The following is a 24,307-nucleotide window of genomic DNA, read 5'->3' on the forward strand; positions in this document are numbered from 1 at the left end:
CCAGGGGCTATGACTTCCTCGCTCAGAAAAATCTCGAACCCGATCCCGACTATGGCCGTGCCCGTCTCCGATGAGGAGTCGTTCACGGTCAGAGGGGTCGGGCCGAACGACATCATGCATGTCTATTATCGCCATGTCGGAGCCATTTCGACGGCGTTCGACAAACTGGCGGATCGCTACCGTCAGATCGGCGAAGTCGGTCAGACCGACGTCTCTGCGCTTATCGCCGGCATCGTGGAGGATGCTCCGACCGTTGTGGCCGAGATCATCGCCATCGCGTCCGGCTCCGATCCGACCGCCGAGGCGGAATTCGAAGAGGACGTGAAGCTCGCCCTTTCCCTGTCGTTCGGCACAACGGTGTCGGCGCTCGAGAAGATCGGTCAGCTCACCTTCACGACGGAGATGCCGGCGGGAAAGTTCTTCGCCCTGATCGCAAGGATGGTGCCGGCGAGACTGGGCGAAACGGCGGCACCGAGCGACGACGCGAACTGAAGGACTGGCTCTGGGAGATCCGGCAGAAGGTCAATCTTCTCCTCGATCATGGGCACCCAGACGCAGCGAACTACACCTTGGGGCGCTTGTCGGACGAAGCGGCACTGGTCGTTGAGCGATTGAACCGAAGCACTGTCGCGACGGCCATCGCCTTCCAGACTGCATATATCTCGTCACGCGCCGAGGCCGACAAGGGCCAGAAACTGATGGGGGACTTCATAGCGCGGCTGTTGCCGGGAGAATGAAGTGGCCACAGTAAACTCTCGCGACGTCTCCCTTGTTATCAAGGCCCGTGACGAGGCATCGCGCGCGCTCGACACCATCGCGGAGTCCATGAACAAGCTCTTCTCCGGTCAGGAGAAGGTTGCCGGCTCTGCGCGCAGCACCGGCGCGAGCATGGCCGAGATGGTGGCGGCGTTCGCTACTGTCGATCGGGCAGCGGCCACTGTCGCCTCGGCCGCCGATAAGGCCGAGCGCTCCCTGAATGCCCTGACGAGCTCGATCACCAAGCGTCGTCAGGAGCTCGCCGATTATCGTCGCCAGGCCGAAGAGGCTGCGCGCGCAATCCAGTTGTTGAGCAGCGCCGATGCGATCGTCGATGCAGGACGCAATCAGGCTGGCCGTCTGACTTCGCTCCGCGAGCTTCAGGCGACCTACGACGGCCTGCAAAACAAGATCACGGCTGTCACCAAAGTCCTCGACGCCGAGGAGCAGAGGCTCGCTTCCAGTCGCTCATCGTTGCAGCAGCTCGGCTCAACGGCCATTGCCGCCGCCGATCAGCAGGAAAAGCTCACCCGCGCGCTGAATGACCGGCGCGAGGCACTGGCAGCCATCGCAGCAGAGGAAGAGCGCGCCGCGCGCGCCCAGGCCAATGTCGCTGCGCTCAACGCCCGCATTTCTCCCGCATTGGCCGGACGTTCGGCCAAGGACAACGGCGCAACGACCAGCGCACTGGACGCACGAGAAGAAGCGCGTGTTCTCCGGGAAGCGGCTGTCGCCCACGAACTCTTCGAGGCGCGCGTCAAGCAGGGCGTGCGTGAAATGCGCAGCGCCGAAGCGGCGACGAAGGCCTACGATAACTCCATCGAAGAACTGAAGCGCGAGCTCAATCCGCTGATCGCCCTTGAGGAGCGCTATCAGGCGAAACTTGCGCTGCTCAAGAAGGCATACGCCGACGGAAAGCTCGGCGCCAAGGAACTAGGGGACGCCGAACGCCTTCTTGCCAACGAGCGGAAGCGCGCCGAAGCGGATATCGCGCGAAACGGGCGCCAGGGCGTAACGCTGTTCGGGCTGCGCCCTTACGAACTGACCAATCTCAGCTACCAGATCAACGACGTCGTCACCCAGCTCGCATCCGGAACTTCGCTGACGCAGACTCTGGCGCAGCAGGGCGGCCAGATCCTGCAGCTTTTCCCGCGCGCCGGTTCGGCCATCGCCGCGGCGTTTTCGAGCAAGGCGTTCATCGGCGCATCGGTCGTTATCGCCGGCATCGCGTTGGCGATCAAGGGCGCCGCGGACGAAGCCGAGCGCCTGCGCACCATCACCGGCAATCTCGAACTTGATGCGGCCGGCGGCAATTACAACGCCACTGCCATCTCGGCGGTCGTCGATAACATGCGCAGCCTCGGCGCCTATGCCAAGGACGCCATGGCCGCCGTCAAGACGTTCACGGACGAAGGGCTTCGGCAAGATCGCTTCGATCAGTTCGGTCAGACTGCCATCAATATGTCGCGTGTGCTTGGCATCGAAGTGGTGGACGCCGCCAAGCAGATGGCCGAAGCCTTCTCGGGCGGCTACGATGCGATCGTCAAGCTGGACGAAGCGACCAACTTCCTCACGGCGCAGCAGCGCGAGCGCATCCGCACATTGTTCGAGGAAGGTGATGCCGAACGCGCCCGCGCCATGGCGCTCGACCTCTACACGACGAAAATGGACGCCGTCGCCGACAAGCAGCGCGGTAGCTGGGAGCAGTCCACGCAGGCGCTGAACCGTGGCTGGCAGAACCTCAAGGACACAATCGGCGACACGGCATTCATTCAGGGCGCCTACAACGCCCTTGAATCGCTCGGCAACCTGCTCGATCGCATCGCCAACAAGCTGAGCAGCACGCGTACCGTCGGTGTCATTAATCAGGACATCGGCGATGCCACGGCAAAGCTGACGCGCGCGCAGCAGGAACTCGAGAAGGCCAGAACGCCGCTTGAGCGCTCCTACTATCAGCAGACGATCGCCCAGCTTGACGCGCGCATCCTGGAACTCACCTTCGAGCGTGCGCGCGCCGCCGCGCGCGGCGGTGGCGGTGTTACGAACGAGAGTGACGCCGACAGCCGGGCCGCAAAGGCGCGTTCCGACAAGCTGCGCGAGATTAATCTCGAGCGGGAACTGGAAGAGCTTCGCCGCAAGAGCGACAAGGAACGCCTTTCTCAGAGCGAAAAGGCCCGGCGCGAAGAGATCGCCGGCATCCTGGCTGCGAAGAGTGCGCAGGACACCCAGGTCGCTGCCGCGCTGCGTCGCAACGCCATCGAGAAAGAACACGCCGCGATCCTCAAGGATGAGGAGAAGGTTATCAAGGCCGGCGCATCGGCCATGAAATCCGCCGCCGCCGAGCGCGAGCGAGCCATCCAGCAGTTCAACAGCCGGGTGGTCGGCGCAGAGGGCGGAACGGCGAAGAACCCCAACTCGTCTGCGGTTGGCTTCGGTCAGTTCATCGACAGCACCTGGCTCGACCAGTTCAAGCGCGTCTTCTCCGAGCAGTCGAAGTCGATGAGCGATCAGCAGATTCTCGCGCTTCGCAACAACCAGCAGGTCGCGCGCGCGATCATCGACAACTATGCGCGCGAGAACGCAAGGTTTCTCGAACGCTTCGGCCAGAAGGTCACGGCGGCCAACCTCTATCTGGCGCACTTCCTCGGTGCCGGCGACGCTCTCAAGGTGCTGCGAGCCGACGGCGACACGCCGGTGGATCAGATACTGAGCCGCAGAGTCATGCAGGCGAACCGCGGCTACCTTTATGAGAACGGCCGCGCGCGCACCGCAGACGAACTCGAGCGCTTCATCGCCAATCGCATCGGCGATACCGGTGCGGCGCAAACCGCCGGACAGGCTGAAATCGAGCGTCTCACGCAGGAAGCCGCAGAGGCGCAGGAGCGCTTCAACCGGGAGATCGAGAAGGCGAACGATGAGCGCGAGCGGAGCATCGCCGCGCTGCGCACGCAGAACGAGCTCCAGGACAGCGCACTCATCGCCGCCGAGAAGGAAATCGCTGTCGCCAAGGCGGAGTTCGATCTCCGTCAGCGCGTGGCGGACATCAACACGCGTCTGAAGCCCGGGCAGGACGCAATCCAGCTCACCGAGGCGCAGATCCAGCGCACCCGCGAACTGGCGGCCGCCGAGTTCGATCTGGCCAAGGCGCGCGATCTCGCGCAGGCGCAGACGCGCGAAGTTCAGGCGCCGATCGATCGCCTCACCGCAGAGCGCGACGCATTGCAGGCGCGTATCGACTACCTCAACGAGAATGGTCTCTACGATCAGGCGCGCTCCCTTGTCCCCGACCTGACTGCGACGAACAGCGAACTGCGCGACGCCATCGCCGCGGCGATCGAGTTTTATGAGGCGCTGGATCTCTCCAATGATGCGCTTCATCGCACGCCGGAGGAAATTCGCGCCATCATCGAGCGTCTCAAGACCGCCAATGACGAGACCCGGCAGTGGGTGACAGTCATGGGGATCGGCGGCAAGACGATCGCCCAGACGTTCAGCGGCAGCGCGGTCAGCGCGATCGACAGTTTCGCGCAGGCAATCGCGCAGGGGCAGAACGCCTTCGGTGCGCTCTGGTCGTCGTTCCGCCAGTTCGCTGCGGACTTCCTGCTGCGGATCGCACAGATGATCCAGCAGCAGCTCATCTTCAATCTGGTCAGCGGATTGCTTGGCGGTCTTGCCGGAGGGCTGGCAGGTGGCGCCGCAGGCGGTGGCTTCGGGGCTTCGAACCCCTTCGTCCCCACCAGCATCGCGCATAGCGGCGGCGTCGTCGGCCATGGGCTGCAGCAGCGCATGGTTGCCCCTCAGTGGTTCAATAACGCCACGCGTTACCATAGCGGCGGCATCGCAGGACTGGCACCCGATGAGGTGGCGACAATCCTGCGCAAAGGCGAAGAGGTGTTGACCGAAACCGATCCGCGTCACCGCTACAATGGCGGCGGCAGCGCCGGTCGACCGCAGGATGTCACCGTCATCAACGCCTTCGACGCGGCCGACATGCTGGTTCGCGCTCTCGAAACGAGAGAAGGCACACGCGCGATCCTCAATTTCGTCGGGTCCAACGCCCGGGCCTTCTCTCAGGCGATGGGGGGCTGACGCATGGCCGACGATCTTGCCAGGGTCCGCTACCCATTTCCCCACAACTGGGCGAACCAGTATCGGGTCAAGTGGGAATATCTGACGGAGATCATAACGAGCGAGGCCGGCGTCGAACAGCGCATCGCGCTGCGCAGCACGCCGAGGCGCAGCATCTCGACATCCGTGCAGGCGAACCAGGCGGATTTTCGCAAGTTCATGCGCATCGTCGCTGCTGCGCAGAACCTCCCACTGGTGGCGCCGGACAGATCGTGGTCGACGACGGTGAGCGATTCCGCTTCCGCAGGCGCGATCAGCTTTCAGTGTGCCTCTGTGGACCGTCTCTATATCGGCCAGGAGATACTGATCGGAGAAGGCGCGGAGGCGCAACTCGCGGTGATCGACGATATCACCGGCCTCACCGTCATCGTCGTCGATCCGCTGGGTGCCATCGCCGCCGACACGCCCGTCTACGGCGCAGTGACGGCGCAGTGGCCGCAGCAGTTCAGTGCGCGCGCCTCGACAAACAATCTGATCGAAGCCGATCTCGAGTTTCGGGTAATGCCGCTGAAAGAGCGCGACGTTCCCTCGTCTCCGGGCGCGACGTTCAATGGTCGCGAAGTGTTCCCGTTCAATGTGAACTGGGCCGGAGCGGTCGAGATCGACTTCTCATGGCCGACGGTGAGCATCGATTACGAGCGCGGCGCCGTCGCGGTGTTCCGCCCGATCGACTTCCCGTCTTTCACGCCGAAGGGGCAGTATCTGTTCGCGAGCAGCGCGGATGCACTCGCGTTCGTCGATTTCTTCAAGCGCATGAAGGGTCAGCGCACTGCCTTCTACAAGCCCAATGAAACCGAAGACATGCGACTGGTCGGCACGGTTTCCATCGGGGACAGCAACTTCTTCGTGGAAGGGGTCGAACTCGCGAACGACTTCTCCGGGCATCCCGTTTTCAACGCCGTGCAGATCGATCTCAACGACGGCTCGACTCTACGGCGCAATATCACTATTATAGTGACATCGTTCAGTAACAGCCGCCTGACAGTGGACGTCCCGTTCGATCGAGCGTTCGGTGCGGCCGACGTCAGAAAGATCAGTTGGTTGCTGTATTCGCGCTTCGCCACAGACGGGATCGAGATGAGCTTCGAGACGGATCAGGTCGCCAAATCGTCCGTAGCCATTCGTTCGCTGCCCGCGCCGACGGACGAGTTCGCCGATCTGCGTTCAACCCTTGAAGGCGACGATCGCGAGACTGTTCCGGGCGACGATCGCGTCGTCTTTACGATCTGATCGCCATGGCGCTTCGCAAAACAATCGGCCAACTGCCGCTGATCGAGCCTGGCAATATTGTCGGCGATGTTGACATCGAGATCGAAGCCGGCGGATCCAGTTGGCGCGCAAAGCTCTCCCAGCTTGGCAATTTCATTCTGCCGGGTGGCGTGCCGTCGACCGACGATCTCGAGACGCAGATCACCGACATATCCGAGCGCGTCGAGGAACTGTTCGCAGCATATGACCAGACGGTCAGCGCGGAGGCCGCTGCGACCGCTGCGGATAATGCCAGACTGGCGGCCGTGGAGCAGCGTGGCATTGCGACGCAGATGGCCCAGTACGCCACGGTCGCGCGGGAAGCCGCCGATATTGCAGCCTCGGTCGCAGCGGCGGCGTCGAGCGGCTCGCAGGCATCAAGGCTGGCGGCAGAGGCCGCTCGCGATGCGGCGCAACTGGCGCGCGACGAAGCGCAGGAATATGCCAGCAACGCCGATGGGTCCGCTACGGCATCCGCTGGATGGGCGGCGCTCGCGAACACCAGTGCGACTGAGGCTGAGAATTCCGCCTCCGCCGCCGAAGCGCATGTCATCGCAGCGCAGGCGGCATCGGACCAGGCCGGCGTTCAGGCGGCGGCCGCCGTAGAATCGGCAAACACTTCTGGCACTTACGCTAGCGCGGCCGAGCAATCCGCTACGGCCGCAGCGGCATCCGAGGTAACAGCGTCACTCAACGTCTCAACCGGAATTTTCCCAAGCGATTTTCAGCGCGATGGGAAGTTCTTTTTCGGTGGCGTAAATGCCTATAACGGCGACCCTGCAACCAGAAGTCCGATCACCCCAAACGCAACCTTCTCGTTCGCCACCGTAACTGGTATCGGGCGAGTGCTTCAGATCAATACGGCCGCTGGGAATATCGATGTCTCGACAATCGGTGTGCGGAAACTGATAGCGAATCGTACATATAGGGTGACGGCGCTCGTGCGCACCAGGAGCGCGAGCGGAACGCGGACAGCGCAAGTTATCCTGACAGGACTTCTTGCAAACTACAACTATCATGGCACCGCATCCGCCGGCAGCAGCGTTACCAATCTGACGCAGGATGCATGGACTGAAATCACCTTCACGCTCTCCGCAGCAATAGTCAACTCATGGCTGGCTCTCGCCACTCCGCCGGTATACCTGCGTGCGCATGTGCGTTTCGGTGGGACGACTTCAACATACGAAGCCGCGTCGCTGTTGTTCGAAGACATTACCGAGAGCGCTGCAGCAGGAAGTTACGCCTCTGCCGCCGCCAGCAGCGCGTCAACCGCCACGACGCGTCGGAATGAGGCCAGCGACTTTGCTGCGGCCGCCAGTGGCAGTGCGACTGCGGCGTCGACCTATAGCAGCAACGCTCAGGGGCATGCGAACACTTCCCAGAGCTGGGCGAGCCAGTCCGAGGCGTTCCGGAACAGCGCAGAGCAATATTCTCAGTCGGCGTCGCAGTCGGAAGTTTCCGCGCGTCTGACGGCAGCGAGCATGCTGCCCAGTGATTTTCAGCAGGATGGAAACTTCTGGTGCGGCACTGTGATTACAGGCTCACCCGCAAGCCAGAGTCCGATCACTGCGAACAGCACATATTCATTCCTCGATGTAACTGGCGTCGGCCGTGTCATTCAGGTATCGACGCAGCCGTGGACCTACGTTGACGTGACTGCGATTGGGGTCGTCAGACTAAGCGCCGGAAGAACCTATAGAATTTCTGCCAGGGTGCGCTCGCTGACAAGTGTCGATGCCCCAGTGGCTACGATCTACGGCATAGGGCAGACATCCTCCTATGGCTATAACAGCCGAACAGTCAACAGCACGAGCTCGGTACTCACCGCCAACCAATGGGCGGAAGTATCGGTAACCCTGACTCCGCCCATCATTGCCACCTGGTTGGCCGATGCGACGCCGTCGGTCTACGTTCGTCCGAAACTGCGTCTCTTCGGTATCAACGACATCTACCAGGTCGCCGAGATTCGCATCACGGATGTAACCGAGAGTACGGCAGCCGGAGACTACGCCACTGCCGCCGCCAGCAGCGCGTCAACCGCAACGACGCGGCGGAATGAGGCCAGCGACTTTGCGACCGCAGCGAGCGGGAGCGCCACCGCAGCGTCGACGGCGAGCGGCACTGCCCAGAGTCATGCGAGCACCGCCCAGAGCTGGTCTTCGCAGGCTGAGACGTTCCGTAACCAGGCCGGCGGTTATGCCACGGCGGCGAGCGGTAGCGCCATAGCGGCGAGCAATTCCGCTGGTCAATCGTCGACATATGCCGGGCAATCGAACGACGCGCGTGTGCTGGCGGAACAGTCGGCTGCGGCTGCATTCAACAGTCAGGTGCTTGCGGCGTCAGTTGGTCTTAATTCTATCAATCGCAACCCGGTATTTTCGGCATGGTCCAATGCATCTGGTCCGCCGGATAGCTACGTCGCTGAAGAGGTGGCGGGGGGATCAAGTTACAGTCGGGTAGCTGCGCCGCGCGGTGGTTACGCCCTGCGCATCGTGGCCGCAGCCAATGCGAATGCTTATTTCAGGCAGGCTTGGTACGAGAGCCCGCCATTCGACCAAGGTAACATTTCATCCGGCTATTATGTGCTCGAGGCCGAAGTCAAACTGGAGAGCGGTTCGCTTCGCGGCGCAGGTCTGTGGTTTTCGAGCACTAATTCCAGTTACGGAGCACTGGAAGGGCGCGCTCTCAACTTCTATAGCGATCCTGACAGCAGTGGCTCGCCGGTTGGAAATGGCACAGTCGGAAAGACTTATCGTTTCGCCAAGCTCGTTCGTCTGACCGATACGGCCGCCTCGGCCGGCGCATTCTACCCGATGGCAAATTGGGACGGACTGGACACGCGCGTCGCCAAGACGATCCAGTTCATCAGAGCCAGCGTGCGTTCAGCCACTCAGGAGGAGATCGCCAAGCTCACCGTCCTCGAACCCCTGGGCGTCACGGTGTCGCAGAACAGCGGTGCCATAGCCGAAGTCTCCGGGCGTGTTGCCGGCTACTGGGCTTTCAAGCTGGACGCCGGCGGCGTTGTGACTGCGATCGAGGCTATGGCTGAGGGCGGCGGCGTGCCGGTATCGAAAATCAAGTTCACTGCTGCCAAGGCCGAGTTCACCGGCGATGTTATGGTCGATGGCTCACTGGTGGCCAGCAAGTTCATGACCAACGCGGGTGTCGACCTGGCAGCCATCGTCCCCGGTTCGATCAACACCGCCACCAGTGCGACGCAGGTGAGCCCGGTCAATATGAACGATACGAGCAGTTCCAGCCTACCGCTGCTCGCGACATCCGGCATCGCGTGCGGCGCCGATGACTTCATTTATCTCAGAATTCGCGCGCAGATCACTGCGGCTTCAAGTTTCATCGGCGGCGTCTACGTCGACCGCTACGTCAATGGCGTTCTGAGCTCGACGCTCGGCGGCTACATCGGGGACAGCACCGGCTTCCTGAGCGTCTCTGCACCCACCACGCGAACGTTCACTGTTGAGGACGGCACCCATCCGGCCGGACTGATTCACTATGTGCTGCGTGCTGTATGCGCTGGCGGGACTGCCACCTTCAACGGCTCCTACATCTCATATCGAAGGTTTGCGATGAAATGACCGTTCACCTGTTCATCGTCGACGAAGAGACCGGAGAATCGCGCAGTCGTGTCGAGGTTCCGTCCATGGATTTCGTCCCGCATTACCCAACACCCGACGGATGCGTTCTATTCGAGTTCGACACCGCGCTCGGCGATCCGGCAGACTTCCGCACGGAGAAGGACGGCGACGATATCGTGTTCGTTCCGATCGTAGCCGATCCGGTGGAGGCGTTGAGCGCGGCCAAGCTGAGCAAGCGCGCCGCGCTCAACGCTATCCGGGACGCGAAGATAAACGGCGTCTGCTCGACGGACTTCGGCCTGGTCGACATGGACGACTCCTCGCCGCGAGAGAGCCGCCGTAAACTCCATGGTGCCGTGAGCGGAGCTATGATCGCGCTCCAGTTCGGACAGCCGTTCAGCGTCACATGGACGATGGCCGACGATCAGGACGTCACCCTGGACGCACAGCAGACCATCGCAATGGGCATGGCCGTGTTTGCTTTTGTCGACGCATGCCACCGGAACGCTCGCGATATCAAAAGCCTCATCGACGAAGCGCCGGACATGGCGGCGCTCGAAGCCATCGATATCAGCAGCGGGTGGCCGGCATGATCCGTCGCATCGGCCATGTAATGATCGCAGCGCTCATCGTGCTGGACATTATCGCCTGCTTTGTCTGGCTCGCGCCGCTCTATCTCCTGGGGCTGGCCTCACGGCCGAACGGTCGCCAACTCATTTCGGCCTACACCGGCCGCGCCGCCATCAATGGCCATCGCTGGGCTCTGCGCCTCGAGAGGGTCATCGATCGTGTCCTCGGTAAAGGGCACTGCCGACAAACCGCCGAAGCCTACGCCGGCTTCGCTGACTGAAAGGAACCAGACTATGACGATTGATGCACGACAAGCCTTCGAAGAAGCCAAGGCAAATCTGCGCGAAGCCGAAAAGCGCTGCGCCCAGGAGTGGCTCGATTTCCTCGAAACGAGTGAAGCATCCGACCTCATCGACAAGATCCGCAGCTTCGAAGGATCGACCGTCGAGAACAGCCCGTTCGAACAGTTATGCATCAGCATCATTTCGTGCCTGGGCTCGCTCGAAAACTGCGCGCGTGACATGGTGGCGCCAGTACCCAGCCTCCCCGTTCCCCCGTCCGCCTGAGTTCGAGAGGCGCAAAGTTCCATGACCTGTAGCTTTGCGCCTCCACTATCACTATTATGGTGACACCATGGCTTTCGGCACGCACGAGAACAGCAGAGACCTGGGCGAACCGATCCAGCTATTCCTGTTCAGGTATGGACCTGATCCGGAGCACATCTACGCGTACACGAACGGCGAGACTGCGATCGAGATGGCCGTCGGTGACGATATGGTCGAGTTCGTTCCGGCCCCCATCGCCAGAGGCGAAATCAGCAGTTCCGGAACGCTGGACAACCAGCGCCTGACAGTCGTCTTTCCGGAGAGTCTCCTGGTCTACGAGCTGTTCCGCGACCGCTCGCCATCGTCAGTGGTCAACATCATCATCTGGCGCGGCCATGCGAACGATCCTGACGAGCAGTTCGTCATCGAATGGAGCGGGCGCGTCGTCTCGTTCAACGACACGAATTACGAGGTAGAGCTCTCCTGCGAAGCTGTCGCGACGATGATGGGCCGCAACGCTCTGCGTCGCCGCTGGCAGTATGGATGCGCGCACGCGCTCTACTCGCAGGGACCGGGCATGTGCAATGCGAACCGCGCGGCGGCCACCACGCCATTCGTCATTGGAGCGGTAAGCGGAACCTCCGTGACGATCGATCTCGCGGCCAGTGAGGCGGCTTACGGAGCGCTGCCGCGCTACGCCGATTTCGCCACGCCAAAGCGACTATACTATGTCGGCGGCGTTCTTGAATATATCGACGACGCCGGCCGCAAGGCGCTCCGCTCGATCATTCATGTGATTGACGCCACGTCGATCCGTATCGGTGCACCGGTCCCCGGCATGGCGGCCGGCGCGCATGTGAAGCTGGTCTTCGGCTGCAATCACAAGACCGGCATCTCGTCGCTCAACGATGGTGGCCATTGCGGCCCGGTCCACAACAACATCCAGAACTTCGGCGGACAACCATGGATTCCGCTCAAGAGCCCGATCGGGCTCCGCAACATCTATCGGTAGGCGCACATGATCCTGCTCAACCTTATCTTCTCGTCCGCCGTGGCGCTGTGGATCACATCCAGGCTGTGCCGCTCGTCTCGCTGGCGCATCCTCCGCACCGCGTCGAACAGCATCACCCAGCTCGGGTGGTTCGGCATGCTGCTGATCTCCGTGGCTGTGTCCGCTGCAAGCTACGTCATCATGCCGAAGCCGAAGCAGGCCAGACCTGCGGCCGCCAAGGAGATGGACAGCCCCGTCGCAGAGGCCGGCAAGCCGATCGCCGTTGTCGCCGGAACCATAACTTGCAGCGAGCTCAACGTGCTGTGGACCGGCGACAAGTCGATCAAGAGTTACGACGTGACCGTGTCATGATCATTCGCATCGAAGATGTTCGGCGGACGGGCTTTTGCGTTCGCGGCGCGCGCGACTGGGCGAACCAGAACGGCATCGACTTCAATCGTTTCCTGCGCGACGGCATTGATGCCGCAGAGCTCGAAGCGACCGGCGACGCCATGGCGAGCAGGGTCATCCAGAACAAGATTTCCCGGGAGAGCGAGGCGTGAGCGCTGGCGGCAAAGGCTCTGGGAAACAGAGGGTAAACGAGTATTACCTGTCCATCCACTATGGCATCTGCCAGGCGCCGTTCATCTTCAAGAAGATCACCTACAAGGACAAGGTGATCTGGTCCGGATCGGTCTCATCGCCGAGCTATGTCGACGTCCATCTGCCAAATCTCATGGGCGGCAGAACGCAGGAGGGCGGCGTCTCCGGGCGCATCTACTTCATGCCCGGAACGCCCGACCAGGTGGCGCCGGACGCGCTTGCTCGCCGTCTCGGCCTGACGCCAGAGACCTGCCCGGCGTTCCGCGGCGTCGCCTCTGTGTTCTTCACCGGCGGAGCGCTGCAGATATTCAATCCGAACCTGCCTTACGGGCAAGGGGATATCATCTACAACGACATCTCGACGATCCAGAGCGAGGCCGGCTTCTACTGGACGGCCAACAACCCCTTCCTCGAAGGCGTAAAGATCGAAGGTGAATCGATTCATGGTGCCCTCGGTAGCACCTACTCGGTTATCGGCAGCGGCCAGCATAATCCGGCGCATTTCATCTATGCGGCTCTGATCAGTCAATCATGGGGCATGGGTGGCGCGGAATGGTTTATCGATAAGCCGGCCTTCCTCGATGTGGCCGAAGCGCTCTACATTGAAGAGTTCGGACTATCGCTGAAATGGAATCAACAGGAGCCGATCGAGACGTTCGTCGGAGAGGTACTCGACCACATCCAGGCGACGATATTCGTCAACCCGACGTCAGGTCTCCTGTCGATAAAGCTGCTGCGTGGCGACTACGATCTGAACGACCTGCCGCAGATCAACGCCGGCAATGCAAAGCTCGTCAAGTACGAGCGCAAGCTGTACGGGCAGACGGCGAACGAGGTGGTCCTCTCATGGACGAACCCGGAGAACGAGCAGACCGAAACGATCAGCGCCCAGGATCTCGCCAATGTCGAGATACAGGGTTCTCCGGTTTCAACGAACCGCGATTATTACATGATCCGATCGGCAGCTCTCGCGCAGCGCATCCTCGATCGCGATCTTCGCACGGTTTCCGCACCGCTCGCCTCGCTGGAAATCGAGGTGGACCGCAGGGGGAGCAAACTCGTCCCTGGCGGTCTCGCGCGGGTCGATTTCCCGGAACGTAAGATCTACGACATGATCTGCCGGATCGGCCGGATCGATTATGGCAAGCCACTGGATTCGCGCATCAAGATTTCCTTGATCGAGGATATCTTCGCGCTCGATCTCCCCGAGCCGACGACGCCGCCGCGCTCAGCATGGGAGAATGTGCAGGTTCCGCCCTCCCCGGTCGACCACTCGCAGGTCATCACAATCCCGGCCTTCTTCGCCAACAGGCTAGCCGCGAACATGCAGTATCCCGAAGTGATCGGCGGCGTTCTGGCGGCGAAGGACGGCATGGACGTGATCGGTTTCGATCTGCTGTCGGAAGCCGTCGATGTGACCGGCGCGTCGCAGTGGGCGAACCAGGGCGAAAAGACCATGCTCGGCCGAGCGCAGATTCTCACGCCGCTCTATCAGGAGGCACAGAGCCTCATCACCGGTATTCCGCTCACACGCTCCCTGCGCAACCCACACGTCGGTGCCTTCGTTGCGATCGGCAGCGGCGGCGACCATGCGATGGAGTTCGCGCTCATCAGCGCCTATGACGAAGAGGCCAACGCGTGGGTGCTTGAGCGCGGGATCCTCGACACGGTGCCGCGGTCGTGGGAAGTCGGAACCCCTGTATGGTTCATCCCGATCGATGCGAACATTGCCGACACGAAGGACTTCAAGGCCGTCGGCGAAACGGTGAGCTTCAAGCTGCTGACCAGGACATCGCTGGGCACTCTCCCGTTCGATGACGCCGATGAGGTTTACGGCATGATGTCGGCGCGGCCGCATGCGCCTCTGCGGCCGGCAAACGTAAAGATCAACGGCGTTGGTTTCGGCAAGGTCGACGCCACCGGCGCCACCGAGCTGGTCGTGTCGTGGTCGAACCGCAATCGGCTATATGAAGACGGCCAGGTCGTGCGCTGGAATGAAGGCAACGTGACGCCTGAGTATCTCCAGCAGACGATCATCACCGTTTTCCGCCAGAACGGCGATCTGATGTATTACCGCAAAGGGCTCTGGACCGAGACGCAGTTCACCATCCCGATCGCGTGGGTGCAGAGCGAAACGAAGATATTCGTTCGCGTGTCGTCTCAGCGCAAAGGGCTGGCATCGATTCAGTCCTACGGTCTGTGGGTCGAGAACATCCCGCAGGTAGCCGATCCTGCGCCGCCGCCGGCATCAGACGATGGACCTGCGCCGCCGCCTCCGCCGGATGATCCCGAAGACCCGACGCCTGACCCGATCGATGGCATCGAGGATCCGCCGCTGCCAGATCTCGGCGGAGGACCGGGCGGCTGGAACTAGCATGTTTGCATTATCACTATTATAGTGATATTTCCTCCGTGAAAGCGGAGAACTGCAACCATGAGCTTTATCGATCGCATCCGGGATCGGATGGCCGATGGATGGGAGACAGCATACCGCTGGGCGTCCATCCGTATTTCAGCCGCAGGCCTGACCATCTTCAGCGTTCTGGCGGCGTTCCCGGGCCTCGTCTCGGAGATGTGGAATGCGCTGCCGCCTCCGCTGCGGGACCGTCTTCCGGACAACTTCGGCTACGTTGTGGCTGCCGTCATCTTCGCCGGCACGATCGCCGGTCGCCTTCACAAGCGGAAGGATCGCAACGATGGGTGAGCCGCTGAGCCCCAAAGGCGCAAAGGTCGTCAAGGCCACGACCACCTCCGGAGCCTTGATCGCATTGGCGATGGCGCTCGCGGTGCCGACCATCGAGAAGTGGGAGGGGACGAAGACGACTCCCTACCGCGACGTGGTCGGCATCTGGACGGTTTGCACCGGCGAGACGCGCGTCAAGATGCGCACATACACCAAGGCCGAATGCGAGACGATGCTCAAGAGCACCCTCGACAACGAATTCGCGCCCGCCGTGCGCAAGGCCGTCCCGAAGATCGTCGAACATCCGCACGCATACGCGGCGTCCATCAGTCTCTCCTACAACATCGGCAACGCGGCCTTCGCTCGCTCGACGGTGGCGCGGCGTTTCAATGCCGGCGACTGGAAGGGGGGCTGCGACGCGTTCCTGATGTGGAACAAGGCCGGCGGCCGCGTCGTCCAGGGTCTGGTCAATCGCCGCCAAGCTGAGCGCAAGCTCTGCCTTACGGGTCTGTAATGAGCCCCATCCTCCTGCGCTTCCTGCCCCACGGACTGGTCGCTGTTGCCGTCATCGGCGCGTATCTATGGATCGACCATCGCGGCTATGAACGCGCGACACGGGATCGCGAATTCGAGCGCCAGGTCACAGCGCTCATGCTGACGCGCGCCGCGCGCGACGTCGAACAGAACCTCGGCGCCTCCATGGCGAAGCGCGACGAAGAATATGCGGCGCAGCGTCGCTCCATCGAAACCGTTCGAACCACCCATCAGTCCATTATCACGAAGGAGATCGGCCGAGATGCGCGCCTCTCTGATCCTGCTCTCGGCATTACTGACGAGCTGCGGGAAGCCCTCAACGCCGCCCGCCGGGAGACTGGCGCCTGTGCCCCCACCGCTGCCGGCGGAATTCGCTGCGCCCTGCCCGCCCCTGACGGAACTGGCCGGGAAGAGCATCGGCGAACTGACGCAGGCGGACTTTGACGCCGTGCTGATCTACGCGATATGCCAGAGGCGACACGCCGCTGTGGTCAACGCCTATGTCGGTGCACGACAGGCGGCCGTTGACTGGAACGCCGGTCAGTGAGCGAGGACTCGGTGGCGTATCAGGCCCTCAATCTCGCCCACAGCGTCGACCAGGCCGTGAAGAGCCACGAGGCGATATGCGCAGAGCGCTACGCCGGCATTCACAGCGCCATCAAGGACATCAAGGCTGTCCTATGGAAGGCCGGCGCCGGTGCGTTCGGAATCATCCTGAGCATGCTGGCCTACCTGGTCGTGCAGCAGATCGCCACCAACGACAAGCTGCACGATGAGCGGGAAAGCGCGATCCGAGCGCTGCAACAGCAGCTCAGCGACGAACGCATGGTGAGGGCAGCGGAGAACCGTCGTTGATAGATGAAGCCCTTCGCGAGTTCGCGACTCCGCGGCAGATCGAGTTCATCGACGCCATCAACAAGCACGGCAGCGCTGGCGCGGCCGAGCGCGCTCTTGAACTGAGCGACGGACTGATCAGAAAATCAATGCGGCGTCTCAAGGCGAACGCTGCGCGCAAAGGCTATGCGCCTGGTCACTGGGAAGGCGGCACAGCGCCCGGCTACCTGATGGGCAAGGTGACGGTCCATCGCACGCCAAAAGGCGTCGTTCAGCAGTGGGAGCGCCAGCATCCCGATCTCGAACTATTCGAGCAGTTCAAGGAAGGCGTCAAGACCTTCATCGGCGACACCGTCGGCCCGATTGTCCCTGCGCCGCCGGTTGCCGGCCGGGATAATGATGTCATCCCGTGGATCAACATCGGAGACGGCCACCTCGGCATGCTCGCCCACGAGGCAGAGACCGGCGCCAATTTCGATCTGAAGATCGCCGAGCGCGAACTCTGCGCCGCGATTTCGATCGCCGTTGACGATATGGTCCACCATGACCGCGCTGTCCTCCAGGACATGGGAGACATGACGCACTACGAGAATTTCTCCGGGACGACGGAGGCCAGCGGCCACGCGCTGGACTATGATACCCGGTTTCCGAAGATGATCCGCGTCTACAGCCGCGTGATGCGCTTCATCATCGACAAGCTGCTCGAGAAGGTCAACACGCTCGACGTCATCATCAACCAGGGCAACCACAGTCGCACGAACGACATCTGGATGGCCGAGCTTGTCCGCGTCGCCTACGGTGCGAGCGGGCGCGTCAACGTGCTCGACAACGACAACAAATTCATTGCCTATCGCATGGGCAACACGTTCGTGATGTGCCATCACTCCGATAAGTGTCGCCCTGCGCAGCTCGCTCATGTCATGGCGACCGACTTCGCGCGCGACTGGGGCGAGTGCCAGTATCGCTACATCGATATTGGCCACATCCACCATAACATGGTGCTCAAGGAGCACCCGGGCGTCGTGATCGAGTCCTTCAACCAGTTGGCGAACAAGGATCTCTGGGCTCACGACGGCGGGTATCGATCCAGGCAGTGCCTGACGATCATCAAGCGCAGCCGCACCTACGGCGATATCGGCCGGCGCATCATTCCTATCGGTGAAGTGCGGGACAGGATCGCAGCAGCCCATGCTGCCGTTGGTTCCGCCGCCCCCTATGTCCCAAAGGAGCGGCGGGCGTTCACCGTTTAAGGCAGAACGTGTTCACCGAGTCTGTGGAAGAATGCGCGTTCCATCGGTCCGATCTGCCCGACCCTGGCTATCGCGTCAGCCACGAACGGAAGCATGATCGGGTGTCCGCTCACCCGCATGGCGATGACAAGTGCGTCAGCGCGGGATTTTCCCTCGAAAATGAGATCCTGCCCACTCTTGTCCGAAGGGGGCCAATAATTTATCAACCCCTCCCGGGAACGTTCTGCGAAGTAGGGTGTTTCCAGCTTAACTTGATCCATGATGCAGTCCTAAGTGCATTGGTTGGAGATGGTTTACGAAGACGTCACCCGCGGCAACGGGTGACGTCTTTTTGCTGTCACATTAACCGGCCATGATGTTGACCCCTCTCTTAAGACGCCGACTCGCGGCGTCTTTATTTGTGCCCCATAGTTGCACATGTCTTCCTAAAAAAGTAGAAATATCTGCGTCGCAACGGGGGAATCCAGAATGTATGCGTGGCTGATGCAGGGGGCGCAAACCGTCATAGCCGAGTGGATGAAGGCCTATCTGGCCAGATCCGGGAAAACTGCGAGCGAATGGTCCGCGTCCGCCGGCCTGCACAAGACGACCGTAAGCCGCGCGATGAAGGACGACTTCAACTCGGTCACGTCGATACCCACCCTGCACCGCCTCGCCTCCGCCGCAGGAATTCCTTCCGTGCTCGATTTTCTCAGAGCGCAGGCGGTGGAGCAGGAACTCCCCGATCTTACGATAGAATTGCTCAGAGAGACGCTGGCGATGCTCGGATGCACGCTTACCGATGCCGATTTCAACTGGCTTAGCACCGTGATGCTCTCGGCCAGGGCTATGATCGACAAGCTCGAGCCCGACATGCGTTCCAACCCGACCTTCAGAAAGGCCGTGCTGAAAGCCGTGGTCGAGAAGGCGAATCGATGACATGGCCTGAGTTTGTTCTATTTTTGTTCCTGTAGGAAATAGGCTTTTTCAGCTAGACCAGAATATCGTCGAACTCCGACGACGCCCCCTCTCCCCCGATGATCTCGTCAAATTCGTAATCGAACGAGGTGAAAATATCCCTGCAGGATATGCCGAATCTTTTTCGAATGTCAGTAACATATGTTAGATCAGCCTCCATCAGAATGCAGTCGAAGCCTTCCTCCTGCGCAGCGGCGCCGGTGGTTCCACTGCCAGCGAATGGGTCCAGGATCGTACCGCCCGGTGGCGTTACGAGGCGGCACAACCACTGCATGAGACGCTTCGGCTTCACTGTCGGATGCTTTGATCCGGCGCGATCGGCTTTGCCTGCCTTGGCGTGGTAGAAGATCGGATTTGATTCGATCGATTCGACCAGTCCGAGTTCGATCATCATGTCGATGTCGTCCTCGCTCAGCGGGAAGCCGTTGAAGAACCTGGCCGCGCTGCCGCTGTCGCCTCGCGGTTCCATCTCTGCGCCCGGCGCGCCGCGACGCATCTCGCCGTAGGTGTTCTGGTTCTCGCGGGACTCGCTGCTGCTGCTGCGTGCGAGTTGTCCCTTGGAGTCCGGAAACATCGCGACGACATCGGCCGAGCCGTCGTGAAGCAAGTTGGCTGGAATGCGTCCGACGCCACCGACCGTTTCGACTCGACAACCGTCGATATTTATTCCGCCAACTCCATGCTTGCACCAATTCGACGTCCCGTTTTTCTCGCTGAACGCCCTCTGCGCAAAATAGATAGGCTCAAGCGCAGGCTTTGTGGCCTGCGCTCCGTACTGCCATCCATCGGCTGCCCCGAGTTGGAATTTGTGCCCCTTTGGCATTCCTGTTCCATAAACCCACCCAAAGAACGGATGCATGACGAAACCCGCCATCTCCATGGCGCAGGCCTGCCAGTGGCCGGTGCGCGGAGACGAGAAGGCCAGCACGTAGCCACCTGGCAGCAGGATATCGTAGATCAGCTTCCAGAACTCGGGGTCGCGCTCGATGCCGGACGCGTCCCACTGCTGGTTCATGAAGCCGCCGGACGCGCGCTTGAAAACGCCGGTCGGCCCGTTCGACTTGGCGGCAGCGCTGCCCTCCTTCCCGAACCGCTTGACGGTCGAGACCAGACCATATGGCGGATCCGTGACGACAGAATGCACGCGCACACCCTGGTCGATCAGGCGACGCAAAGACTCGCGGTTGTCGCCTTCGTAAAGGGTGATGCTGCTCATCCGATCAGATCCTCGAATTCGGCGGAGGCGATCGCCTCTTCAATGTCGGTCTGCGCCGCGGCTCTGGGCGCAGAGGCGTAGCGGCGCTCCATGTCACGGGTCTTCCGCGCATCTTCCAGGAGCGCCTTGCGCAGCGCCTCGACCGGATCAGCGAACACCTTGCTGTCGGTCTGCCGCATCGCCTCAGTCGTATCCGCCGGGTAGTGGCAGACACTTGCCTGCCACCCGCCATTGTCACGAAAGAGCTGGATGTGCCCGTAAACCAGGGTGCATTCACGCAGCAGGGTTTCGAGGCTCATCGGCCGCCCTCCCCAAAACACGATGCGACCAGTAGAGACCTTCCGGCCCGCATCGGTCCTTGTTGAAGAAGCGGCCGGGTGATTTGCGCTGCTCGCGCGCATATCGCAGATCGACGGTATCCCCCTCGACGAGATCAAATCGCTTGATTCGTGCGCATAGCGGCGAGCCTGGGTGAGGCTGCGGGCGATAGTGAACGCATGTCACGCATGCCGGAGGACGAAGCTGGCTCATTCGATCATGCCCAGCGCGATCATGTAGGTTTCGAGGATAGCCTCCGCATTCTGGCGATCGTCCGCCGGTATCTTCCGCAGCCGGATGATCTGCCGCATGATCTTGACGTCGTAGCCGGTGGCCTTGGCTTCGAGATAGACGTCCTTGATGTCGTCGGCGATGCCCTTCTTCTCTTCTTCCAGGCGCTCGACGCGCTCGATGAGAAGGCGCAACTGATCCGCAGCGACGGCGTCGCTATTGTGTCCGATGGTGCTCATCTTTGTTTCCTCCGTTCATATGCTTGCAGTGCAGCGAGCAGGCGCGCTGAACCGGTGGTCGCTTGCCTTTCGAAAATTTTCTGATCGCGCGTTCCGATTGGATCGCCGGCAACGCCAGACTCGATCGTCTTCCGGTTGTGCCCCGGCTTGCGACGACTATGCATGCGCCTGATCCATGCCGGCGCGGATGTCCGTCGCGCGCGCCCGGTAGAGGATTGCCACCATGCGATGGAACGACTCCGGATTCTCCGCGTCTTCGGATGCGACCGCATCGCGGTGGGCGGCGCGCTCATCGAACCAGCGCGCGATGGCGTCGCCGTCGAGCGGCTCCATGCCTTCGATGTCCTTCGCCCTGTTCTGGTAGAGCACAGCGACGCCGCGATAATAAGACGCACCGCGCGGATCGCTCTCGGCAAGACGCAGCGACGCCGCGCTCATATCGCGCAGCCAGCGCGCAACGGAGTTGTTTCGTGTCATTTTATCCCTAAAATGTTGACACCCAGGTGTCGACAGCGACCAACAGGTCCGACAATCTGGATGTGTTGTAGAATTCGTCCATCCGGACGGCGTCGAGTTGCCCCTCCGAGGCATGGCCACTCGTGACCTGAGCGCCAGGGCGCACGATGCGCCACGGCTCTCCGCCGTGGTAGATCACCGCCGCCAGTTCGTTGGGGAAGCGCATATCGTCGATGACGACATGGTGACCTTCGTCGCGGAGCCTCTGCGCCGCTGCCATAGTGATGTCGCTCCACAGCGACTGGCGGATCATCTCCCGTCCGAACTCGGTGCCGATCCGCTGCTGAAGCTGGCGGCATGTTATCGGCGCCGGGCCGAAAACGTGTCGGTGCAGAAAAACGCGGAACAACCTGGATATCTCGATCGTCGCAAACAGCACTCCGGGGACGATATCGCTGCGCCCGGCGCCGTACATGCGTTCGACCACTTCGGCCGCGGTCATGCCGAGCGCATCGAGCAGGCCTTCGATCGCCATGTTGACTGCGCGATCAATATCCAACGGCCGGCCGCCGAGCCGATGCAAATCCGGGATCGGCTCTTCCTTGCGGTCGCCGTAGACCCGATCCCGGATTTCTTCGAGGGGTAAGATATCGAGCGATTCGAGCAGCCCCTCGGTCATCTGCTTGAGCGGCGTCGCAAAGGCGATGCGCTTGAAGCCGTGCCGCTCGACCAGTCGATTGGCGAATGTCGTCTTCCCGCTGCCCATGGCGGTGGCGCAGAGCGCAACGAGGCGTGGTCCCCTAGTCATCCGATCAGATCCTCGAAATCATCTTCGTCATCGGCGGCAGGAGCGCCGCCGAGCAGTTCTTCGAATTCGTCGATCGCGGCCGGCGGAGGTTGCGGCGGCGCAGGAGCGTCGGGGGTCCAGCCATCGCGAAGCCGCTGCGCCCATAACTCCGTTTCCTCGTTGCGATATTTCGCAGCGGCTTCGCTCTCATAGGCGTTGAGCACGGCCTCGATCGGACTTCGCGCTTCGCCATCGGCGACGTGATATGACCACCACTGGTCGCGCACCTTGCCGAGTGTGAAGGCCACCGCGCCATAGACGCGCGTTTTGCCCTTGCGCTCGACATGGTCGAAGAACAGGTCGCGCTTGCCGCACGCTCGATGGAAGTGTCGCCACGCCGGAACGCGCCGCGCCTCTTCGACAAGGGGGTCCACTTTCCAGAGCACTTCAGGTATCGTGGTGTATGGGCGCACGGACGATGCTCATGAGCGAGCTCCCTGCCAGGTGAAGATGTCACGGCGATAGATCGCTCGCCGGTAGACGTGGTTGCGGAGGATCATCGGATCGGTCGCGATGGTCCGAAGGCTCGGCGCCTCCAACTCGATGAAGTCGCCGCCGTCGTGCTGGACGGTCTTTCCGTCCGCCGGGCCACCGAGCAGCGTGATCGTTTCGCTGTCAGTCATCGACGTGGCTGCTGTAGATCGGGTGGTCGGCGGGAAGCTGGTATTCAGCTACGTACCTCCAAAAGGAAGTCGCGAAGCCACCGTCCAAGTCGCCTATAGTGGGTTCCTGCCACTTCGACTGACCGGCCCATCGCCAGCGGAATCGAACGAACGGGTGGATGTAGTTTGGTGCGCGCAGAGACGTGTTGAAGATGGACGCGCCCCATTTGATAGGCGCGGGCTCCTCCGATTTGAGGGACGCTGCGACCCGCTCGGCGAGCCGTTTCGACAGTTCGGTCAGATCGGACTGCTGCTTGAAAGGTTTGGCGCCCATGTCCTCAGAAACTTCAGCCGGCTTGGCGGTTTTGCCTTCTTGCTCGGCGGACCCTCTGGTCTTCAATTTGAGTTGCCATATGAGCTTCTCGATGTCGGCCGTGGAGGGCACGGTAACGCTGATGGGCGGTGATGCCGCCAGCTTCATCCGCTCCTTCACCCATTCGTCGTAGCTGCGTCCTGTCGACTTCGACGCCTTCAGCGTTCGGTTCTCTTCGACGAGGCGATTGTTGGCTTCCAGCAGATCCTGGACACGAACGCGCAGCCGATCGACTTCGTAGACGAGTCCGGCGATCTCGCGCTGGCCGGGTGTGGGGTAATCCATGGTCGAGCCTCCTCAGCGAAACATGCGAAAGGTCTGCCACCCGCCGGGCATCGACGGCTCCTCGGGCTGTTTGAGCAGCACCGGGTTTCCATGCTGAGCGGCGGCGCGCGCGATGTCGGTCGCGTCGCTCATCGTGAAGTCGGAACGCAGCAGCAGGATCGGCTCGGCCGGGATGAGGCGCGCCGGGTTCATGCATCGCACCATGATGTGCGTGTCGTTCACTGCCAGCAGCTCGAAGAAGTGGCCGGCGAACGATGCATCGCGCTTGGGCACCAGGGTGTAGAAGCGCCCCGGCTTCATGTCGTCATCGGACTTGGCGCGGCTGGGCTCTTCGACTGCCGTCACTACCGAATAGGCCGGCAGCGAACATTCGCCGACGTAGCTGCCGCTGAACATCTTGAGCAAGTTCGATGGTGTTGGCCACGCTTCATTCGGGAGCGCCACAGCGCTCTGCGTCTGTCGCTTGTGTTTCCGTTTCGCCATGTTGTTCAATCCCTATAATGTTGACACCTTGGTCACGCAGAAATATCGGCCTCGGTCGCGCGTGCGTCTCACGGATGAGAGCGCGAGGCCTATTCGAGATATCCTGACGCGCCAGAGCTTTGCCGTCGCGCATCTGAATATGGCACACGTCGTAGCCTTGACTGCGCAACAGGTCTGCGATCGAGTCACCGACACCCTGTTCGCTCGTGATCTCGATCGTGATGTCGTAACCGCCCATCTTATCGCCCCTTCAAACTCCAAGACGCTCGCGCGCCCAGCGGTACGGCGAACGGCCGTTGCAAATCCTGCGGATCACGTACTGCCGCGCGACCGAAACCACGGTGAATGCCGCGACGATGCCGAGGTGTGAGCCAACACCGACGTGGATCCCGTAGAGCGGAAAGATCACAGCCTGGGCGGCCAGCGACACGGCGGCGCCTATCAGGATATTCACCGCCACTTCGATCGCCGAGTCCACTCGCGACTGCTTCATCTGCCCCGCTCCGAATCACTATGATGGTGACAGTATCAATCCTGAGCGGCGTTGTCACTATCAGATTCGACT

General features: G+C 61.5%; 29 protein-coding genes. 17 read left to right on the forward strand and 12 right to left on the reverse strand.

Translation table 11 applies throughout. The features are described 5' to 3' along the window. Positions 1 to 9 precede the first annotated feature (9 nt). Positions 10 to 492, forward strand: coding sequence for a phage pre-tape measure protein (locus tag HNP60_RS09420; protein ID WP_184152874.1), 483 nt, complete (start codon positions 10 to 12; stop codon positions 490 to 492). 70 nt (positions 493 to 562) lie between these two features. On the opposite strand, the gene HNP60_RS19755 is transcribed toward HNP60_RS09420, so the two are convergent. After that, positions 563 to 712 carry a hypothetical protein gene (locus HNP60_RS19755; RefSeq protein WP_221416050.1) on the reverse strand — a complete coding sequence of 50 codons (150 nt, stop codon included), beginning with the start codon at positions 710 to 712 and terminating at the stop codon, positions 563 to 565. Between the two features lie 26 nt (positions 713 to 738). Here HNP60_RS19755 and HNP60_RS09425 point away from each other — a divergent pair, with 26 nt between their 5' ends. The 16 genes from HNP60_RS09425 (at position 739) to HNP60_RS09500 (ending at position 18,653) form a co-directional block, all read left to right on the forward strand. Continuing rightward, positions 739 to 4,845 (forward strand): phage tail length tape measure family protein, encoded by a 4,107-nt coding sequence (locus tag HNP60_RS09425; protein WP_184152877.1) that lies wholly within the window; start codon positions 739 to 741, stop codon positions 4,843 to 4,845. 3 nt (positions 4,846 to 4,848) lie between these two features. Beyond that, entirely contained in the window at positions 4,849 to 6,114 is a 1,266-nt protein-coding gene (locus HNP60_RS09430; protein ID WP_184152880.1) for a hypothetical protein, read from the forward strand. Positions 6,115 to 6,119: 5 nt separating this feature from the next. Next, the gene (locus tag HNP60_RS09435) at positions 6,120 to 9,725 is read left to right on the forward strand and encodes a hypothetical protein (protein WP_184152883.1); all 3,606 of its coding nucleotides are present in this window, start codon (positions 6,120 to 6,122) and stop codon (positions 9,723 to 9,725) included. Then, positions 9,722 to 10,318, forward strand: a complete 597-nt coding sequence (locus HNP60_RS09440; RefSeq protein ID WP_184152886.1) for a DUF4376 domain-containing protein — start codon at positions 9,722 to 9,724, stop codon at positions 10,316 to 10,318. Before HNP60_RS09435 ends, HNP60_RS09440 begins: the two co-directional genes overlap by 4 nt. Continuing rightward, positions 10,315 to 10,575, forward strand: coding sequence for a hypothetical protein (locus HNP60_RS09445; RefSeq protein ID WP_184152889.1), 261 nt, complete (start codon positions 10,315 to 10,317; stop codon positions 10,573 to 10,575). Before HNP60_RS09440 ends, HNP60_RS09445 begins: the two co-directional genes overlap by 4 nt. Positions 10,576 to 10,588: 13 nt before the next feature. Then, positions 10,589 to 10,861 (forward strand): hypothetical protein, encoded by a 273-nt coding sequence (locus tag HNP60_RS09450; protein ID WP_184152892.1) that lies wholly within the window; start codon positions 10,589 to 10,591, stop codon positions 10,859 to 10,861. Positions 10,862 to 10,928: 67 nt separating this feature from the next. Then, entirely contained in the window at positions 10,929 to 11,852 is a 924-nt protein-coding gene (locus HNP60_RS09455; RefSeq protein ID WP_184214994.1) for a phage BR0599 family protein, read from the forward strand. 6 nt (positions 11,853 to 11,858) lie between these two features. Then, a complete protein-coding gene (locus HNP60_RS09460; RefSeq protein WP_184152898.1) occupies positions 11,859 to 12,203 on the forward strand; it encodes a hypothetical protein in 345 nt (114 codons plus the stop codon). After that, positions 12,200 to 12,394, forward strand: coding sequence for a hypothetical protein (locus tag HNP60_RS09465; protein ID WP_184152901.1), 195 nt, complete (start codon positions 12,200 to 12,202; stop codon positions 12,392 to 12,394). The genes HNP60_RS09460 and HNP60_RS09465 overlap by 4 nt, the downstream gene beginning before the upstream one ends. Beyond that, on the forward strand, positions 12,391 to 14,808 hold the full coding sequence (locus tag HNP60_RS09470) for a phage tail protein (RefSeq protein WP_184152904.1): 2,418 nt from the start codon (positions 12,391 to 12,393) through the stop codon (positions 14,806 to 14,808). Before HNP60_RS09465 ends, HNP60_RS09470 begins: the two co-directional genes overlap by 4 nt. Positions 14,809 to 14,868: 60 nt before the next feature. After that, positions 14,869 to 15,138 (forward strand): DUF7940 domain-containing protein, encoded by a 270-nt coding sequence (locus HNP60_RS09475; RefSeq protein ID WP_184152907.1) that lies wholly within the window; start codon positions 14,869 to 14,871, stop codon positions 15,136 to 15,138. Further along, positions 15,131 to 15,631, forward strand: a complete 501-nt coding sequence (locus HNP60_RS09480) for a lysozyme (protein ID WP_221414615.1) — start codon at positions 15,131 to 15,133, stop codon at positions 15,629 to 15,631. The genes HNP60_RS09475 and HNP60_RS09480 overlap by 8 nt, the downstream gene beginning before the upstream one ends. Continuing rightward, a complete protein-coding gene (locus tag HNP60_RS09485) occupies positions 15,631 to 16,095 on the forward strand; it encodes a hypothetical protein (protein WP_184152910.1) in 465 nt (154 codons plus the stop codon). Before HNP60_RS09480 ends, HNP60_RS09485 begins: the two co-directional genes overlap by 1 nt. A 99-nt stretch (positions 16,096 to 16,194) precedes the next feature. After that, positions 16,195 to 16,506: a hypothetical protein gene (locus HNP60_RS09490; RefSeq protein WP_184152915.1), complete on the forward strand. Its 312-nt coding sequence runs from the start codon at positions 16,195 to 16,197 to the stop codon at positions 16,504 to 16,506. Further along, positions 16,503 to 17,735, forward strand: a complete 1,233-nt coding sequence (locus HNP60_RS09495) for a hypothetical protein (protein WP_184152918.1) — start codon at positions 16,503 to 16,505, stop codon at positions 17,733 to 17,735. Before HNP60_RS09490 ends, HNP60_RS09495 begins: the two co-directional genes overlap by 4 nt. A gap of 468 nt (positions 17,736 to 18,203) precedes the next feature. Further along, complete coding sequence (locus tag HNP60_RS09500; protein WP_184152922.1) at positions 18,204 to 18,653, forward strand: hypothetical protein; 450 nt, start codon at positions 18,204 to 18,206, stop codon at positions 18,651 to 18,653. Positions 18,654 to 18,705: 52 nt separating this feature from the next. On the opposite strand, the gene HNP60_RS09505 is transcribed toward HNP60_RS09500, so the two are convergent. From HNP60_RS09505 to HNP60_RS09555, 11 genes are all read right to left on the reverse strand, one after another. Next, positions 18,706 to 19,908: a DNA methyltransferase gene (locus HNP60_RS09505; RefSeq protein WP_184152925.1), complete on the reverse strand. Its 1,203-nt coding sequence runs from the start codon at positions 19,906 to 19,908 to the stop codon at positions 18,706 to 18,708. After that, the gene (locus HNP60_RS09510; RefSeq protein WP_184152928.1) at positions 19,905 to 20,207 is read right to left on the reverse strand and encodes a hypothetical protein; all 303 of its coding nucleotides are present in this window, start codon (positions 20,205 to 20,207) and stop codon (positions 19,905 to 19,907) included. Before HNP60_RS09510 ends, HNP60_RS09505 begins: the two co-directional genes overlap by 4 nt. A 228-nt stretch (positions 20,208 to 20,435) precedes the next feature. Next, a complete protein-coding gene (locus HNP60_RS09515) occupies positions 20,436 to 20,696 on the reverse strand; it encodes a DUF2312 domain-containing protein (RefSeq protein WP_184152930.1) in 261 nt (86 codons plus the stop codon). Positions 20,697 to 20,852: 156 nt separating this feature from the next. Next, positions 20,853 to 21,173 carry a hypothetical protein gene (locus HNP60_RS09520; protein WP_184152933.1) on the reverse strand — a complete coding sequence of 107 codons (321 nt, stop codon included), beginning with the start codon at positions 21,171 to 21,173 and terminating at the stop codon, positions 20,853 to 20,855. 7 nt (positions 21,174 to 21,180) lie between these two features. Then, a complete protein-coding gene (locus tag HNP60_RS09525) occupies positions 21,181 to 21,960 on the reverse strand; it encodes a deoxynucleotide monophosphate kinase family protein (protein ID WP_184152936.1) in 780 nt (259 codons plus the stop codon). Then, entirely contained in the window at positions 21,957 to 22,412 is a 456-nt protein-coding gene (locus HNP60_RS09530; RefSeq protein WP_184152939.1) for a hypothetical protein, read from the reverse strand. The genes HNP60_RS09525 and HNP60_RS09530 overlap by 4 nt, the downstream gene beginning before the upstream one ends. Before the next feature lie 9 nt (positions 22,413 to 22,421). Then, positions 22,422 to 22,622 carry a hypothetical protein gene (locus HNP60_RS09535; RefSeq protein WP_184152942.1) on the reverse strand — a complete coding sequence of 67 codons (201 nt, stop codon included), beginning with the start codon at positions 22,620 to 22,622 and terminating at the stop codon, positions 22,422 to 22,424. Continuing rightward, complete coding sequence (locus tag HNP60_RS09540) at positions 22,615 to 23,259, reverse strand: hypothetical protein (RefSeq protein ID WP_184152945.1); 645 nt, start codon at positions 23,257 to 23,259, stop codon at positions 22,615 to 22,617. Before HNP60_RS09540 ends, HNP60_RS09535 begins: the two co-directional genes overlap by 8 nt. A gap of 12 nt (positions 23,260 to 23,271) precedes the next feature. Then, entirely contained in the window at positions 23,272 to 23,664 is a 393-nt protein-coding gene (locus HNP60_RS09545) for a hypothetical protein (RefSeq protein ID WP_184152948.1), read from the reverse strand. Between the two features lie 22 nt (positions 23,665 to 23,686). After that, on the reverse strand, positions 23,687 to 23,980 hold the full coding sequence (locus HNP60_RS09550) for a hypothetical protein (protein WP_184152951.1): 294 nt from the start codon (positions 23,978 to 23,980) through the stop codon (positions 23,687 to 23,689). Between the two features lie 12 nt (positions 23,981 to 23,992). Continuing rightward, the gene (locus HNP60_RS09555) at positions 23,993 to 24,235 is read right to left on the reverse strand and encodes a DUF7220 family protein (protein WP_184152954.1); all 243 of its coding nucleotides are present in this window, start codon (positions 24,233 to 24,235) and stop codon (positions 23,993 to 23,995) included. Positions 24,236 to 24,307: the final 72 nt, after the last annotated feature.

It is taken from the genome of Sphingobium lignivorans (assembly GCF_014203955.1).
In the GTDB taxonomy this organism is placed as follows: domain Bacteria; phylum Pseudomonadota; class Alphaproteobacteria; order Sphingomonadales; family Sphingomonadaceae; genus Sphingobium; species Sphingobium lignivorans.

What these genes read in the sequence shown, in the direction of transcription:
- HNP60_RS09480 (WP_221414615.1), top strand. Translation starts at nt 15,131, where the DNA reads ATGGGTGAGCCGCTGAGCCCCAAAGGCGCAAAGGTCGTCAAGGCCACG.
- HNP60_RS19755 (WP_221416050.1), bottom strand. Translation starts at nt 712, where the DNA reads ATGAAGTCCCCCATCAGTTTCTGGCCCTTGTCGGCCTCGGCGCGTGAC.
- HNP60_RS09465 (WP_184152901.1), top strand. Translation starts at nt 12,200, where the DNA reads ATGATCATTCGCATCGAAGATGTTCGGCGGACGGGCTTTTGCGTTCGC.
- HNP60_RS09435 (WP_184152883.1), top strand. Translation starts at nt 6,120, where the DNA reads ATGGCGCTTCGCAAAACAATCGGCCAACTGCCGCTGATCGAGCCTGGC.
- HNP60_RS09475 (WP_184152907.1), top strand. Translation starts at nt 14,869, where the DNA reads ATGAGCTTTATCGATCGCATCCGGGATCGGATGGCCGATGGATGGGAG.
- HNP60_RS09460 (WP_184152898.1), top strand. Translation starts at nt 11,859, where the DNA reads ATGATCCTGCTCAACCTTATCTTCTCGTCCGCCGTGGCGCTGTGGATC.
- HNP60_RS09535 (WP_184152942.1), bottom strand. Translation starts at nt 22,622, where the DNA reads ATGACTGACAGCGAAACGATCACGCTGCTCGGTGGCCCGGCGGACGGA.
- HNP60_RS09555 (WP_184152954.1), bottom strand. Translation starts at nt 24,235, where the DNA reads ATGAAGCAGTCGCGAGTGGACTCGGCGATCGAAGTGGCGGTGAATATC.
- HNP60_RS09450 (WP_184152892.1), top strand. Translation starts at nt 10,589, where the DNA reads ATGACGATTGATGCACGACAAGCCTTCGAAGAAGCCAAGGCAAATCTG.
- HNP60_RS09520 (WP_184152933.1), bottom strand. Translation starts at nt 21,173, where the DNA reads ATGACACGAAACAACTCCGTTGCGCGCTGGCTGCGCGATATGAGCGCG.
- HNP60_RS09420 (WP_184152874.1), top strand. Translation starts at nt 10, where the DNA reads ATGACTTCCTCGCTCAGAAAAATCTCGAACCCGATCCCGACTATGGCC.
- HNP60_RS09440 (WP_184152886.1), top strand. Translation starts at nt 9,722, where the DNA reads ATGACCGTTCACCTGTTCATCGTCGACGAAGAGACCGGAGAATCGCGC.
- HNP60_RS09525 (WP_184152936.1), bottom strand. Translation starts at nt 21,960, where the DNA reads ATGACTAGGGGACCACGCCTCGTTGCGCTCTGCGCCACCGCCATGGGC.
- HNP60_RS09505 (WP_184152925.1), bottom strand. Translation starts at nt 19,908, where the DNA reads ATGAGCAGCATCACCCTTTACGAAGGCGACAACCGCGAGTCTTTGCGT.
- HNP60_RS09510 (WP_184152928.1), bottom strand. Translation starts at nt 20,207, where the DNA reads ATGAGCCTCGAAACCCTGCTGCGTGAATGCACCCTGGTTTACGGGCAC.
- HNP60_RS09485 (WP_184152910.1), top strand. Translation starts at nt 15,631, where the DNA reads ATGAGCCCCATCCTCCTGCGCTTCCTGCCCCACGGACTGGTCGCTGTT.
- HNP60_RS09550 (WP_184152951.1), bottom strand. Translation starts at nt 23,980, where the DNA reads ATGGGCGGTTACGACATCACGATCGAGATCACGAGCGAACAGGGTGTC.
- HNP60_RS09515 (WP_184152930.1), bottom strand. Translation starts at nt 20,696, where the DNA reads ATGAGCACCATCGGACACAATAGCGACGCCGTCGCTGCGGATCAGTTG.
- HNP60_RS09430 (WP_184152880.1), top strand. Translation starts at nt 4,849, where the DNA reads ATGGCCGACGATCTTGCCAGGGTCCGCTACCCATTTCCCCACAACTGG.
- HNP60_RS09445 (WP_184152889.1), top strand. Translation starts at nt 10,315, where the DNA reads ATGATCCGTCGCATCGGCCATGTAATGATCGCAGCGCTCATCGTGCTG.
- HNP60_RS09540 (WP_184152945.1), bottom strand. Translation starts at nt 23,259, where the DNA reads ATGGATTACCCCACACCCGGCCAGCGCGAGATCGCCGGACTCGTCTAC.
- HNP60_RS09500 (WP_184152922.1), top strand. Translation starts at nt 18,204, where the DNA reads ATGTATGCGTGGCTGATGCAGGGGGCGCAAACCGTCATAGCCGAGTGG.
- HNP60_RS09455 (WP_184214994.1), top strand. Translation starts at nt 10,929, where the DNA reads ATGGCTTTCGGCACGCACGAGAACAGCAGAGACCTGGGCGAACCGATC.